The following is a 13,442-nucleotide window of genomic DNA, read 5'->3' as shown; positions in this document are numbered from 1 at the left end:
CACTCTCCCCGCCCTACGTCACCTCCCCCCGCCCCCGCCCCCGCCCCTGCCTCGGCAGCCCCAACTCCGTCGCCGCAGCCGAGTTGTAGTACTCCCGCACCGCACTCGTCCGAGCCACCACGCGCCCCCGATGGATCACGATCCGGCTGTACGCCAGCGACAACACCCCGGCCAGCCGATCGCCCCGCACCGCCAGCAGCTCGGCGGGGAAGCCCGCCTCCACCCGCACCTCCGCCAGGCCCAGCACCGCCCGCGCGGACGCGCTCACCGCCTCGTACGCGTCCTCGGGCCGCAGGCCGTGGCGGGAGGCCAGCAGGTAGGCGGCCTCCACGGGATCGCCACGCCCCACGGGATTCGACACGTCCCTCAGGGCGCCACTTCCGGCGGCCACCCGCACCCCGGCTGCGCGCAGCAGCCGTACCGGAGCCGTGCCCCGCCACTCCACGCCCCCGCAGCCGCCCTGGGGCACGCACACCACCGCCACACCGGCCGCCGCGAGTTGGTCGGCGGTCCGACCGGCCACCTCGGTGGGCAGCCGCGCCAGGCCGCCGCACGGCGTGAGTGTCACGCCGGGACGCAACCCGCCGGCCATCGCTGCGAGTCGGGCGAGCCGCGCGGGATCGGTGGCGTCGGTGTGCAGATCGACCGGGCAGCCTTGCTCGGAGGCCACTTCCAGGACCGCCTCCACATAGCCCGTCGGATCAGGGTCCAGGTCCGGACAGCCGCCCACCACAGAGGCGCCCATCTTCAGCGCGTCCCGCAGCATCGCCAGGCCCTCGGCCCCGGCCACCCCGGTCAGCATCCTCGGCATCGCCACCGTCGTCAGCTCGGTCAGTCCGCGCAGCGAGCGGCGGGCCTGCAGAACGGCGGCCAGCGCGCCGAGCCCCTGCACATCCCCCACGCGCACATGAGCCCGCACCGCCGTGGCCCCGTGCCCGAGTTGCAGCAGAGCGGCCTCCGTGGCCCGGCGCTGGACGTCGTGGGCGTCGTACGAGACCGGTCCCTCGCCGTCGGCCGACAGCGCGGTGTCGCCGTGGGCATGCGGCTCGGCAGGGGCAGGCAGGAGCAGATAGCCGCCGAGGTCCACCCGCGGGCCGCACGCGCGCGTGCCGACCGCCGCGAGACTCCCGGCCGTACCGACCGCCTCGATGCGCCCGCCGACCAGCCGTACGTCGACGGTCCGGCCGTCGGCGAGACGCGCCCCGCACAGCAGGAGAGCGGCCCCATCGGTGGGGGAGGGATCGGATGCGGAGCCGGAGCCGGAGGAACCTGACGACGAGTGGGGCGGCTGCGGCTGGTTGTCGGGCATCACGCTCCAAGGGCTCGGGGATCGGGGACCGCGCGAACTCGGGGGCCGTGCGAACTCGGAGACCGCGCGGCTCGGGGACCGCACAAGAGGACGCAAGATCACACAGAGTGACTCGAGCCTAGGGTGAGGACAAGGTCACAACGGGGAGGAGCGCAATAGTCGTATCGGTGTGGTCCGCCATGCGGAGGGACCTGCGGGGCTCCTGGGAGGAGCGCGGAATGGAGCGCGGAACAGGCCGTGCCAGGACCCGCGAAACGGATTTGGGTGAACGGCGGCCGAGCGTGTAATGTCTTCATCGCTCGCCCCAATAGCTCAGTCGGCAGAGCGTCTCCATGGTAAGGAGAAGGTCTACGGTTCGATTCCGTATTGGGGCTCTGGTGTGAAAGGTTCTCGCCGACAGGCGGGGCTGATCGCATCTCAGCGGTGTAGCTCAGTCGGTAGAGCAAGCGGCTCATAATCGCTGTGTCACCGGTTCAAGTCCGGTCACCGCTACTGACAGTAGCCGATTGTGGGGTCGGTCCTTCGATCGGCTACTCTTCTATGTGTCAATAGTCCTACCCGCCCGTCAAGGAGCACTCACGTGGCTGCCACCGACGTCCGCCCAAAGATCACGCTGGCCTGCGTGGAGTGCAAGGAGCGGAACTACATCACCAAGAAGAACCGGCGTAACAACCCGGACCGACTGGAGATGAAGAAGCATTGCCCGCGTTGCAACGCGCACACTGCGCACCGCGAAACGCGCTGAAACAGGCTCGTACACGAGGCCGCCCCCGCAGTTTGGGGGCGGCCTCGCGTCGTTCGGGTCCTGGTTACCGGCCGGTCAACCGCAGCAGACATCAGGAGGTGCCGGGCCATGGCGCTCGACCAGTCCTTCGTGGGGCGGACCTATCCGCCCACCGCACCCTACGAGGTGGGCCGGGAGAAGATCCGCGAGTTCGCCCAGGCGGTCGGGGATGCCAACCCGGCGTACACGGACCCGGAGGCCGCCAAGGCGCTCGGCCATCCTGAGGTGATCGCCCCGCCGACCTTCGTGTTCTCCATCACCTTCAGGGCCGCCGGACAGGTCGTCGAGGACCCGCAGCTGGGCCTGGACTACAGCCGCGTGGTGCATGGCGACCAGAAGTTCTCCTACGTCCGCCCCGTGCGCGCCGGTGACCGGCTCACCGTCACCTCGACCATCGAGGGCATCAAGTCCATGGCCGGCAACGACATCCTGGACATCCGCGGCGAGGTCCACGACGAGGTCGGCGAGCACGTCGTGACCGCCTGGACCAAGCTGGTCGCCCGTGCGGCCGAGGGGGCGTGAGTATTCGATGACGGCGAAGATCGCCTACGACGACGTCGAGGTCGGCACCGAACTGCCCGCCCAGTCCTTCCCCGTGACCCGCGACACCCTGGTCCGGTACGCGGGCGCCTCCGGGGACTTCAATCCGATCCACTGGAACGAGAAGTTCGCCAAGGAGGTCGGGCTGCCGGACGTCATCGCGCACGGCATGTTCACCATGGCCGAGGCGATCCGCGTGGTCACCGACTGGACCGAAGACCCCGGCGCGGTCGTCGAGTACGGCGTCCGCTTCACCAGGCCCGTCGTCGTCCCGAACGACGGCCAGGGCGCCCTGATCGAGGTCAGTGCCAAGGTCGCGGCCAAGCTCGACGATCACACGGTCCGCGTGGACCTCACGGCGACCAGTGCCGGACAGAAGGTGCTGGGGATGTCACGGGCGGTCGTACGACTGGCCTGAGAGCTCAGTGGGATTTCCCGGGATTTCCCCGCCGTGGGTAAGGGGCGCCCCACCATGTGGGCGCCCCTTACCCGTAACAAAAAAACCCCGAAACTCCCGACCGGCATGAACGCATCCCGATGCGGCAAGGGCTCCCCCGGGCTTGACCAAGTTAGTGATTGAGTACTAACTTAGTCGCATGGTCAGGATGAGCGCAGAAGAGAGGCGCGAGAGCGTCATCCGCGCGGCGACTACCGAGTTCGCCCGCGGCGGCTACTACGGCACCTCGACCGAGGTGATCGCCAAGCGTGTCGGCGTCTCGCAGCCGTACCTCTTCCGCCTCTTCCCGGGCAAGCAGGCGATCTTCCTCGCCGTGGCGGAGCGCTGTATCGAGGACACCATCCGCATGTTCGAGGAGGCCGCCCAGGGATTGGAGGGCGAAGAGGCCCTGCGTGCCATGGCGAACACGTACACCACGGTCATCGCGGAGCAGCCCGAGCGGCTGCTGATGCAGATGCAGATGCACGTCACCGTAGGTGCCGCCACGCAGGCCGGCGACCATGAGTTCGGAGAGGTCGTGCGGGGTGGCTGGATGCGACTGTGGGACACCGTCCACCTGCTGCTGGGCGCGGACGTGGACGAGACGACGACCTTCATGGCGTGCGGCATGCTCATCAACTCCCTGGTGGCCATGGGCTTTCCGCCCGACCACCGGGTCTGGGAGAACATGTTCGTGTCGGCGCGCCTGGAGAACCTGGTCAAGCCGTAACGCCTGCGGGAATGTCGATGCGCTCCTCCTCTTCTGATCACAAAACTTAGTAATCAATAACTAACTACATCATCAACCACCGATCGCCAACCACCGACCATCGAATAAATCAGTGACAACCTCTGGGGGAGTCATGTCACAGCAGATCTCAAGCCGCGGGGGAGCGGCCTGGGCACTCGTCATCACCAGCGTCGCCGGATTCATGGCGGCCCTGGACAACCTCGTCGTCACCACCGCCCTGCCCTCCATCCGCGAAGATCTCGGCGGAGCACTGCACGACCTGGAATGGACGGTGAGCGCCTACACCCTCACCTTCGCCGTCCTCCTCATGTTCGGCGCGGCCCTCGGTGACCGCTTCGGGCGACGCCGGCTCTTCCTCGTCGGCATCACGGTCTTCACCGTCTCGTCCGCTGCCGCGGCCCTGGCGCCCGGCATCGACTCCCTCATCGCCGCCCGGGCGATCCAGGGCGTCGGTGCGGCGATCATGATGCCCCTGACCCTCACCCTGCTGACGGCCGCCGTGCCCGCCGCCAAACGCGGGATGGCGTACGGCATCTGGGGCGCCGTCAACGGACTCGCGGTCGCCTCCGGTCCACTGATCGGCGGCAGCCTCACCGAACACATATCGTGGCAGTGGATCTTCTGGCTGAACGTGCCGCTGGGCATCGTCCTGCTGCCGCTCGCCCGACTGCGCCTCGCCGAGTCGTACGGCACCGGCGCCCGGCTCGACATCCCCGGCACGCTGCTCGCCAGCGGTGGTCTGTTCGGCATCGTGTACGGCCTTGTCCGCAGCCCCGCCGAGGGCTGGACCAATCCCCTGGTGCTGACGGGCCTGCTCACCGGAGGTGCGCTGCTGGTCGCGTTCGTGCTCTACAGCACCCGCGCCAAGAACCCCATGCTGCCGATGCGGCTGTTCCGCTCCCGCGCCTTCTCCGGGATCAACGCGGCGAGCCTGCTGATGTTCCTCGGGATGTTCGGCTCGATCTTCCTGCTCAGCCAGTACATGCAGGGCGTGCTCGGCTACTCACCCACGGAGGCGGGGCTGCGGATGCTGCCCTGGACCGGTATGCCGATGCTGGTCGCCCCGATCGCCGGCATCCTCTCCGACCGCATCGGCGGCCGTCCGGTCGTCGCCGCGGGCCTCTTCCTCCAGGCGGCAGGACTCGGCTACATGGCCTCCGTGGCCACCGCGGACGCGTCCTACGCCAGCCAACTCCCCGGCCTGATCATGAGCGGCATCGGCATGGCCCTCTTCTTCGCGCCCGCCTCCAACCTGGTGATGTCCAGCGTTCGCCCCCACGAACAGGGCATCGCCTCCGGCGCGAACAACGCCCTGCGCGAGATCGGTGGCGCCCTCGGTATCGCCATCATGGCGTCGGTCTTCTCAGCCCAGGGCGGCTACGAGAGCGGGCAGGCCTTCGTGGACGGGCTCCGGCCGGCGCTGGTCACGGGGGCGGCCCTGGTCGCTCTCGCGGGAGTCGCCGCCTTGCTGATCCCGGGTCGACGCCACCCCGTACCGCCTCAGTCTCCGACGTCTTCCGAGTCGGCCCCGAAGCCTGAGCCCACGCTCGAAACAGTCTCCGGCTGACCCCATGAAACGGCCCCGCCGAACAGGCGGGGCCGTTTCGGCATGCCCCAAGCTCCCGCCCAAGCCCTGGACCTCGCTCCCCACCCACAGGCGCTATGCACACCCCCGCGTACCCCCACCGCACCCCCACAGGCGCCGCAGACACCCGCACCCCACCCCACCCCAACCCGCCCCGCCCCCACCGACCCTCACGCACCCGTCTCGTAGTCTTGAGCGCGTGCAGGTACTCCACGACGCCCTCCTCGCCCCACTGACCACCTTCCGGCTGGGTGGCCCCGCGACCCGGCTGGTCACCGCGACGACCGACGCCGAGGTGATCGCAGCCGTCCGCGAGGCCGACGACACCGGAACCCCGCTTCTCCTCATCGGCGGCGGCTCCAACCTGGTCATCGGCGACCAGGGCTTCGAAGGCACCGCACTCGTCATCGCCACCAAAGGCTTCACCCTTCACGGCACCCACCTGGAGCTCGCCGCAGGCGAGGTGTGGACCGACGCTGTCGCCCGCACCGTCGAACAAGGACTCGCCGGCGTCGAGTGCCTCGCCGGCATCCCCGGCTCGGCCGGCGCGACCCCCATCCAGAACGTCGGCGCCTACGGCCAGGAGGTCTCTTCGACGATCACCGAAGTGGTCGCCTACGACCGCACCACCCACGACACGGTCACCCTCACCAACGAGCAGTGCGCCTTCTCCTACCGCCACAGCCGCTTCAAGGCCGACCCGCAGCGCTATGTCGTCCTGCGCGTCCGCTTCGCCCTGGAAGACGCCGACGGTCTCTCCGGCCCGATCAAGTACGCCGAGACCGCTCGCGCCCTCGGCGTCGAGCCCGGCGACCGCGCCCCCCTGGACGCGGCCCGCGAGACCGTCCTCAAACTGCGCTCCGGCAAGGGCATGGTTCTGGACCCCGAGGACCACGACACCTGGTCCGCCGGTTCCTTCTTCACCAACCCGATCCTCACCGATGACGAGTTCGGCGCCTTCCACGCGCGCGTGAAGCAGCGACTGGGCACAGACGTCGAGCCGCCCGCGTACCCCGCGGGGGAGGGCCACACGAAGACCTCCGCCGCCTGGCTCATCGACAAGGCCGGCTTCACCAAGGGCTACGGCACGGGTCCCGCCCGCATCTCCACCAAGCACACCCTCGCCCTCACCAACCGCGGCACGGCCACTACGGAAGACCTCCTCGCCCTGGCCCGCGAGGTCGTGACAGGCGTCCACGAAGCCTTCGGCGTCACCCTGGTCAACGAGCCGGTCACGGTCGGCGTCAGCCTCTGAGGCCACGGGCCGGCACCACTCCCACCCCCTCTAGCCGGCCCCGCTCCACTCCCGCTCCACTCCCACTCACCCGCCCTCACCTCACGTGGGCGACCCGCTGAGCCAGTCGTCGACCCCCGACAACAGCTTGGCCCGCACGTCCTCAGGCGCCGCCGAGGCCCGTACCGACTGCCGCGCCAGTTCCGCCAGTTCCTGGTCCGTGAAACCGTGGTGCTCTCGTGCGATCGCGTACTGGGCCGCCAGCCGGGAGCCGAACAGGAGGGGGTCGTCGGCGCCCAGGGCCATGGGGACGCCCGCTTCGAAGAGGGTGCGCAGAGGGATGTCCTCCGGCTTCTCGTAGACACCCAGGGCCACGTTCGACGCCGGACACACCTCGCATGTCACGCCCCGGTCCGCGAGGCGCTTCAGCAGCCGCGGGTCCTCCGCCGCCCGCACGCCGTGGCCGATGCGGTGCGCGTGCAGGTCGTCGAGACAGTCCCGTACCGACGCCGGACCGGTCAGCTCACCGCCGTGCGGGGCCGACAAGAGGCCGCCCTCCCGCGCGATCGCGAACGCGCGGTCGAAGTCCCGCGCCATGCCCCGGCGCTCGTCGTTCGACAGACCGAAGCCGACCACCCCGCGGTCCGCGTACCGCACCGCCAGCCGGGCCAGCGTCCGCGCATCCAGCGGATGCTTCATACGGTTCGCCGCGATCAGGACCCGCATCCCGAGCCCGGTCTCCCGCATCGCCGAGTCCACCGCGTCCAGGATGATCTCCAGCGCCGGGATCAGCCCGCCCAGGCGCGGGGCGTACGACGTCGGGTCCACCTGGATCTCCAGCCAGCCCGAGCCGTCCCGCACGTCCTCCTCGGCCGCCTCCCGCACCAGACGCTGGATGTCCTCGGGCTCTCTGAGGCAGGACCGCGCCGCGTCGTACAACCGCTGGAAGCGGAACCAGCCCCGCTCGTCCGTGGCCCGCAACTTCGGCGACTCCCCGCGGGTCAGCGCATCCGTGAGCGCCTCGGGCAGGCGCACGCCGTACTTGTCGGCCAGCTCCAGCAGGGTGGTGGGCCGCATCGACCCGGTGAAGTGCAGGTGCAGATGGGCTTTGGGCAGCTCAGAGACATCACGTACACGCTCCATTCGAAGATCCTGCCGTACGTCCCGGCCCCACCGGTAGCGCTTTCCCCTTTAGTGGTCTTGCTCGCACAAACAAAGCAGCGCCCCACCTACGAAAAAACCGGGACTCGCTCACGAGAAAACAGGGCCCCACCTACGAAAATCCGTAGGCAAGGCCCTGTGAGGGACGGTACGGAACTCAGTCCTGCGCCTCCGCCAGGAGCTTCTGGATCCGGCTCACGCCCTCGACGAGGTCCTCGTCGCCTAGCGCGTACGACAGCCGCAGGTACCCCGGCGTACCGAAAGCCTCGCCCGGAACGACCGCGACCTCGGCCTCCTCCAGGATCAGCGCGGCCAGCTCGACCGTGTCCTGCGGCCGCTTGCCGCGGATCTCCTTGCCGATCAGCGCCTTCACCGAGGGGTAGGCGTAGAACGCGCCCTCGGGCTCAGGGCAGATCACGCCGTCGATCTCGTTGAGCATGCGCACGACGGTCTTGCGGCGGCGGTCGAAGGCCTCACGCATCTCCGCGACGGCGTCCAGACCACCCGACACGGCGGCCAGCGCCGCGACCTGGGCCACGTTCGACACGTTCGACGTGGCGTGCGACTGAAGGTTCGTCGCGGCCTTCACCACGTCCTTCGGGCCGATGATCCAGCCGACCCGCCAGCCCGTCATCGCGTACGTCTTCGCGACGCCGTTGACGACGATGCACTTGTCACGCAGCTCCGGCAGGATCGCGGGCAGCGAGGTGAACGTCGCGTCGCCGTAGACCAGGTGCTCGTAGATCTCGTCGGTCAGCACCCACAGGCCGTGCTCGACGGCCCAGCGGCCGATCGCCTCGGCCTCGGCCCCGCTGTAGACGGCGCCGGTCGGGTTCGACGGCGACACGAAGAGGACGACCTTCGTCTTCTCGGTGCGGGCCGCCTCCAGCTGCTCGACGGAGACCCGGTAGCCGGTCGTCTCGTCCGCGACGACCTCCACCGGGACACCGCCGGCCAGCCGGATCGACTCCGGGTACGTCGTCCAGTACGGCGCCGGGACGATGACCTCGTCGCCCGGGTCGAGGATCGCGGCGAAGGCCTCGTAGATGGCCTGCTTGCCGCCGTTGGTGACGAGGATCTGCGACGCGTCGACCTCGTAGTTCGAGTCACGCAGCGTCTTCGCGACGATCGCGGCCTTCAGCTCGGGCAGACCGCCCGCCGGGGTGTAGCGGTGGTACTTCGGGTTCTTGCAGGCCTCGACGGCCGCCTCGACGATGTAGTCCGGGGTCGGGAAGTCGGGCTCACCGGCGCCGAAGCCGATCACCGGCCGCCCGGCGGCCTTGAGGGCCTTGGCCTTGGCGTCCACAGCGAGAGTGGCGGATTCGGAGATCGCGCCGACTCGGGCGGAGACCCGGCGCTCGGTGGGAGGGGTTGCAGGGCTCATGGGCCCATCGTTTCAGACCGGAAACCTGCCCGGCACATGGGTTTCACGGACTGAACAAGCGCTGAACAACCATCCGGATTCGGGCCGCACGCTGGGCGATCTTCCGTGGACAACGCCCCTACGGGCGCTTTCTGTTCGACGACCGGCCGTGGAACACGTACACTCTCACCTCGTTGGCCTTCACCGGGCTGCGCTCGACCGGTGCACACCGAGCATTCGGTCGGATGCGGTACGTTGGGGGACACACAAAGGGTCGTAGCTCAATTGGTAGAGCACTGGTCTCCAAAACCAGCGGTTGGGGGTTCAAGTCCCTCCGGCCCTGCTATACACGCACCTTCGCCAGGATGTGTGCGCGCATGTACGTACAGTAATGCACCGCCGTGCGGCTCAGACCGGGCGCGGCACGGCCACGACCCGGGAACAGGTGAGGACGAATGGCGGACGCCGTGGGCTCCATCGACACGCCTGACGCCCAGGACGAGGCGCCGGAGTCGAAGAAGACTCGTAAGGGCGGCAAGCGAGCCAAGAAGGGCCCGCTGAAGCGTCTCGCATTGTTCTACCGCCAGATCGTCGCGGAGCTCCGCAAGGTCGTCTGGCCGTCGCGCGGGCAGCTGACGACGTACACGACCGTGGTGATCGTCTTCGTGATCGTGATGATCGGCCTGGTGACCGTGATTGACTATGGGCTCAACCACGCGGCCAAGTACGTATTCGGCTGAGCACGGAGCGAAGGGCGCCGCGGTTACCGGCGCCCCTTTTCGCATGTTCCACCCCTATGTATCCAGGAAGAAGCAGCCACCGTGTCTGACCAGAACCTGAACGACGCCATCGAGCCACACGGACAGGACGTCGAGTCCGTGGATGACGAGCTCGACATCGTCGAGGGCGCGGACGAGGACCTGGACGAGGTCGAGGCTGCCGACGCCGAGGCGGGCGAGCCCGCTGAGGAAGCCGCGCTCCACGCCGAGGACGCCGCCGAGGACGAGGACGGCGACGCCGCCGAGGGCACCGACGACGACGCCGAGGGAGCGGACGAGGCGGAGGACGAAGAGCCGGTCGAGGGCGAAGAGCCGGTCGAGGAAGAAGAGCCGGCCGCCGAGCCCGTCGACCCTGTCACCGCCCTGCGCGAGGAACTGCGCGCCCTCCCCGGCGAGTGGTACGTCATCCACACGTACGCCGGCTACGAGAACCGCGTGAAGACCAACCTGGAGCAGCGCGCGGTCTCCCTGAACGTCGAGGACTACATCTTCCAGGCAGAGGTGCCGCAGGAAGAGGTCGCGCAGATCAAGAACGGCGAGCGCAAGACCATCCGTCAGAACAAGCTCCCCGGCTACGTACTGGTGCGCATGGACCTGACGAACGAGTCCTGGGGCGTCGTCCGCAACACCCCCGGCGTCACCGGCTTCGTGGGCAACGCCTACGACCCCTACCCGCTGACCCTGGACGAGATCGTCAAGATGCTCGCCCCGGAGGCCGAGGAGAAGGCCGCTCGCGACGCCGCCGAGGCCGAAGGCAGGCCCGCTCCGGCCCGCAAGGTCGAGGTCCAGGTGCTGGACTTCGAGGTGGGCGACTCGGTCACCGTCACCGACGGCCCGTTCGCCACGCTGCAGGCGACCATCAACGAGATCAACGCCGACTCGAAGAAGGTCAAGGGTCTCGTGGAGATCTTCGGTCGAGAGACGCCGGTCGAGCTGTCCTTCGACCAGATCCAGAAGAACTAGCCCTCCAGGGACCAGCCCTCCAGGAACCAGACCTCCGAAGGGCTTCTGGACCAACGCTTCCGACCAGGTCAGACGGGCTGTCAAAGCCTGTCTGACCTGCTCGGTTTTTGGCCGCGCATCTATACCCGTTATCGTTGTGCGGTATGCCTTCATCCGGGACGCGACCCGGGCGGAGGCGCACCCGATTCGAAAGGACCCGGAGAGCCATGCCTCCCAAGAAGAAGAAGGTCACGGGGCTCATCAAGCTCCAGATCAACGCCGGTGCGGCGAACCCGGCCCCGCCGGTCGGCCCCGCGCTCGGTCAGCACGGCGTCAACATCATGGAGTTCTGCAAGGCCTACAACGCCGCGACCGAGTCGCAGCGTGGCTGGGTGATCCCGGTGGAGATCACGGTCTACGAGGACCGCTCCTTCACCTTCATCACCAAGACGCCGCCGGCCGCGAAGATGATCCTCAAGGCCGCCGGTGTCGAGAAGGGCTCGGGCGAGCCGCACAAGACCAAGGTCGCCAAGATCACCGAGGCGCAGGTCCGTGAGATCGCCACGACCAAGCTTCCCGACCTGAACGCCAACGATCTGGACGCCGCGTCGAAGATCATCGCCGGCACCGCCCGTTCCATGGGCATCACGGTCGAGGGCTGAACCGCACCTTCGTAGAACCATGCGGCTGAGAAGCCGCACGTGGCAGGGCCTGCTCGGCCCGTACCACGCCTCCTTCAGAACCCCCAGGAGCAGTTGTGAGCAAGCGCAGCAAGGCTCTCCGCGCTGCGGACGCCAAGATCGACCGGGAGAAGCTGTACGCCCCGCTCGAGGCCGTCCGTCTCGCCAAGGAGACCTCCACGTCCAAGTTCGACGGCACCGTCGAGGTCGCCTTCCGTCTGGGTGTCGACCCGCGCAAGGCCGATCAGATGGTCCGTGGCACCGTGAACCTCCCGCACGGCACCGGTAAGACCGCCCGGGTCCTGGTCTTCGCGACCGGTGACCGTGCCGAGGCCGCGACCGCCGCGGGCGCCGACATCGTCGGCTCCGACGAGCTCATCGACGAGGTGGCGAAGGGCCGTCTGGACTTCGACGCCGTCGTCGCCACCCCGGACCTCATGGGCAAGGTCGGCCGCCTCGGCCGCGTCCTCGGCCCGCGTGGTCTGATGCCGAACCCGAAGACCGGCACCGTGACCCCGGACGTGGTCAAGGCCGTGACCGAGATCAAGGGCGGCAAGATCGAGTTCCGCGTCGACAAGCACTCGAACCTGCACTTCATCATCGGCAAGTCGTCCTTCGACGACACCCAGCTGGTGGAGAACTACGGCGCGGCCCTGGAGGAGATCCTCCGCCTGAAGCCGTCCGCCGCCAAGGGTCGCTACATCAAGAAGGCCGTGCTCAGCACCACGATCGGCCCCGGCATCCAGCTCGACTCGAACCGCACCCGCAACCTCCTCGTCGAGGAGGACCCGGCGGCTGTCTGATCGGACCGAGCCTGACGGCTCCGGCTCGCCACAGTCGGCGACGGGCCCCGCACCTCCTTCCCGGGGGCGGGGCCCGTTCCCATGTGCGGGTGTCGTGCCCTGGGTTAGCGTGCGGACACGGGCAACGGCACAGGGGGACGTATGAAGTGCACGAACGGGCGCCACCTCGCCCTCGCGGGCGTGCTGACGGCGACGCTCACGGGGACAGACTCCTGCACCTCGTCCGAGTCCTCCGCCAAGCCCGAGGGCAGCCGCGGGGCGAGCACCGCCTCCCTGACGGCCCTGCGCTCCGCCGAACGGTCCACGGACCGCGCCGAGTCGGCCCGGATACGGTCCACGACGGTCATGGGCACCCAGCTGTCCGTGAAGGCCGACGGCGCCCTCGGCTGGGGCGACGGCCTCACCGGCACCCTCACCATCACGTACACGGGCGGCACGGCGGCCGAGACGATGCGCGCGCTCGGTATCACCTCGATGGAGGCCCGCTACCTGGCCGACGCCTACTACGCGCGGATGGGCGACGCGTTCGCCGAGAAGGCCGGCGGCAAGCACTGGATCAAGTACGCGTACGGGGATCTCGCGGCCCTCGCCGGCGGCGCGAACGCGAACTTCGCCGACCAGATGCGCAACACCACGCCGAACCAGTCGGTGAAGCTGCTGCTGGACTCGGAGGACGTGCGCAGGGTGGGGGAGGAGAAGGTCGGCGGGCGGACCACCACGCACTACTCCGGCACGGTGGCGGTGAGCGAGGTCGCCGACTCCCGGCTGAGGAAGCAGCTCCAGGAGGCCGGCGTCACCGCCGAGACCGTCGACATCTGGGTCGACGACCGGGACCTGCTGGTCAAGAAGGTCGAGAAGAGCCGGACGGCGGCCGGCGAGCTGACCCAGAGCGCCCACTACAGCGACTACGGCGTGCGGGTCCTGGCGAAGAAGCCGCCCGCCGACGACACCGGGGACTTCAGGGAACTGCTGGCTCAGCAGAACGCCTCGCCCTCCTGAGGGGCCTGAGGGGCCTGAGGGGCCTGAGGGTCATGAGCCCGCTGAGCCACCCAAATCCCCTGTGTCCCACAGGAAT

Annotated in this window: 13 protein-coding genes, 3 tRNA genes and 1 pseudogene; 14 read left to right on the top strand and 3 right to left on the bottom strand. The window is 68.9% G+C overall.

From position 1 onward, the window contains the following. Positions 1-13: 13 nt before the first annotated feature. On the bottom strand, positions 14-1,309 hold the full coding sequence (locus M2271_RS07840; RefSeq protein ID WP_280886372.1) for an amidohydrolase family protein: 1,296 nt from the start codon (positions 1,307-1,309) through the stop codon (positions 14-16). A 301-nt stretch (positions 1,310-1,610) separates the two neighbouring features. Here M2271_RS07840 and M2271_RS07835 point away from each other — a divergent pair. From M2271_RS07835 to M2271_RS07800, 8 genes and pseudogenes are all read left to right on the top strand, one after another. Beyond that, positions 1,611-1,683, top strand: a tRNA-Thr gene (locus M2271_RS07835). A gap of 45 nt (positions 1,684-1,728) precedes the next feature. Further along, positions 1,729-1,801 (top strand) — tRNA-Met (locus M2271_RS07830). An 88-nt stretch (positions 1,802-1,889) separates the two neighbouring features. Continuing rightward, positions 1,890-2,054 (top strand): 50S ribosomal protein L33, encoded by a 165-nt coding sequence (gene rpmG / locus M2271_RS07825; protein ID WP_003948671.1) that lies wholly within the window; start codon positions 1,890-1,892, stop codon positions 2,052-2,054. Between the two features lie 108 nt (positions 2,055-2,162). Continuing rightward, a complete protein-coding gene (locus M2271_RS07820; protein ID WP_280886371.1) occupies positions 2,163-2,615 on the top strand; it encodes a MaoC family dehydratase N-terminal domain-containing protein in 453 nt (150 codons plus the stop codon). A gap of 7 nt (positions 2,616-2,622) precedes the next feature. Then, complete coding sequence (locus M2271_RS07815; RefSeq protein WP_280886370.1) at positions 2,623-3,051, top strand: MaoC family dehydratase; 429 nt, start codon at positions 2,623-2,625, stop codon at positions 3,049-3,051. Between the two features lie 178 nt (positions 3,052-3,229). Continuing rightward, complete coding sequence (locus M2271_RS07810; RefSeq protein WP_280886369.1) at positions 3,230-3,799, top strand: TetR/AcrR family transcriptional regulator; 570 nt, start codon at positions 3,230-3,232, stop codon at positions 3,797-3,799. 133 nt (positions 3,800-3,932) lie between these two features. Continuing rightward, positions 3,933-5,387, top strand: a complete 1,455-nt coding sequence (locus M2271_RS07805) for an MFS transporter (RefSeq protein WP_280886368.1) — start codon at positions 3,933-3,935, stop codon at positions 5,385-5,387. 199 nt (positions 5,388-5,586) lie between these two features. Beyond that, positions 5,587-6,660 (top strand): annotated as a pseudogene (locus tag M2271_RS07800) (UDP-N-acetylmuramate dehydrogenase); the annotation flags it as partial. Positions 6,661-6,741: 81 nt separating this feature from the next. Here the strand turns inward: M2271_RS07800 and M2271_RS07795 are convergent. Further along, positions 6,742-7,782, bottom strand: coding sequence for an adenosine deaminase (locus M2271_RS07795; protein WP_280886367.1), 1,041 nt, complete (start codon positions 7,780-7,782; stop codon positions 6,742-6,744). A 175-nt stretch (positions 7,783-7,957) separates the two neighbouring features. After that, positions 7,958-9,184, bottom strand: a complete 1,227-nt coding sequence (locus tag M2271_RS07790; protein ID WP_280886366.1) for a pyridoxal phosphate-dependent aminotransferase — start codon at positions 9,182-9,184, stop codon at positions 7,958-7,960. Between the two features lie 249 nt (positions 9,185-9,433). Between M2271_RS07790 and M2271_RS07785 the strand changes: the two genes are divergently transcribed. From M2271_RS07785 to M2271_RS07760, 6 genes are all read left to right on the top strand, one after another. Continuing rightward, positions 9,434-9,506, top strand: a tRNA-Trp gene (locus tag M2271_RS07785). 112 nt (positions 9,507-9,618) lie between these two features. Next, positions 9,619-9,903, top strand: a complete 285-nt coding sequence (gene secE / locus M2271_RS07780) for a preprotein translocase subunit SecE (protein WP_280886365.1) — start codon at positions 9,619-9,621, stop codon at positions 9,901-9,903. An 81-nt stretch (positions 9,904-9,984) separates the two neighbouring features. Continuing rightward, positions 9,985-10,905 (top strand): transcription termination/antitermination protein NusG, encoded by a 921-nt coding sequence (nusG, locus tag M2271_RS07775; RefSeq protein WP_280886364.1) that lies wholly within the window; start codon positions 9,985-9,987, stop codon positions 10,903-10,905. A gap of 206 nt (positions 10,906-11,111) precedes the next feature. Continuing rightward, positions 11,112-11,546, top strand: coding sequence for a 50S ribosomal protein L11 (gene rplK / locus M2271_RS07770; RefSeq protein ID WP_020132675.1), 435 nt, complete (start codon positions 11,112-11,114; stop codon positions 11,544-11,546). 95 nt (positions 11,547-11,641) lie between these two features. After that, positions 11,642-12,367, top strand: a complete 726-nt coding sequence (rplA, locus tag M2271_RS07765) for a 50S ribosomal protein L1 (protein WP_280886363.1) — start codon at positions 11,642-11,644, stop codon at positions 12,365-12,367. 141 nt (positions 12,368-12,508) lie between these two features. Next, positions 12,509-13,366 carry a hypothetical protein gene (locus M2271_RS07760; protein WP_280886362.1) on the top strand — a complete coding sequence of 286 codons (858 nt, stop codon included), beginning with the start codon at positions 12,509-12,511 and terminating at the stop codon, positions 13,364-13,366. Positions 13,367-13,442: the final 76 nt, after the last annotated feature.

Origin of the sequence: Streptomyces sp. LBL (assembly GCF_029893585.1) — a bacterium.
GTDB lineage: Bacteria > Actinomycetota > Actinomycetes > Streptomycetales > Streptomycetaceae > Streptomyces.
Note: the sequence above shows the minus strand (reverse complement) of the source record. Positions and strands in the feature narration are given on the sequence as shown.

Excerpts from the sequence above, each read along its gene's own strand:
- M2271_RS07810 (WP_280886369.1), top strand. The coding sequence starts at position 3,230 with ATGGTCAGGATGAGCGCAGAAGAGAGGCGCGAGAGCGTCATCCGCGCG.
- secE (WP_280886365.1), top strand. The coding sequence starts at position 9,619 with ATGGCGGACGCCGTGGGCTCCATCGACACGCCTGACGCCCAGGACGAG.
- rplK (WP_020132675.1), top strand. The coding sequence starts at position 11,112 with ATGCCTCCCAAGAAGAAGAAGGTCACGGGGCTCATCAAGCTCCAGATC.
- M2271_RS07820 (WP_280886371.1), top strand. The coding sequence starts at position 2,163 with ATGGCGCTCGACCAGTCCTTCGTGGGGCGGACCTATCCGCCCACCGCA.
- M2271_RS07790 (WP_280886366.1), bottom strand. The coding sequence starts at position 9,184 with ATGAGCCCTGCAACCCCTCCCACCGAGCGCCGGGTCTCCGCCCGAGTC.
- M2271_RS07840 (WP_280886372.1), bottom strand. The coding sequence starts at position 1,309 with ATGCCCGACAACCAGCCGCAGCCGCCCCACTCGTCGTCAGGTTCCTCC.
- M2271_RS07815 (WP_280886370.1), top strand. The coding sequence starts at position 2,623 with ATGACGGCGAAGATCGCCTACGACGACGTCGAGGTCGGCACCGAACTG.
- M2271_RS07795 (WP_280886367.1), bottom strand. The coding sequence starts at position 7,782 with ATGGAGCGTGTACGTGATGTCTCTGAGCTGCCCAAAGCCCATCTGCAC.
- M2271_RS07760 (WP_280886362.1), top strand. The coding sequence starts at position 12,509 with ATGAAGTGCACGAACGGGCGCCACCTCGCCCTCGCGGGCGTGCTGACG.
- M2271_RS07805 (WP_280886368.1), top strand. The coding sequence starts at position 3,933 with ATGTCACAGCAGATCTCAAGCCGCGGGGGAGCGGCCTGGGCACTCGTC.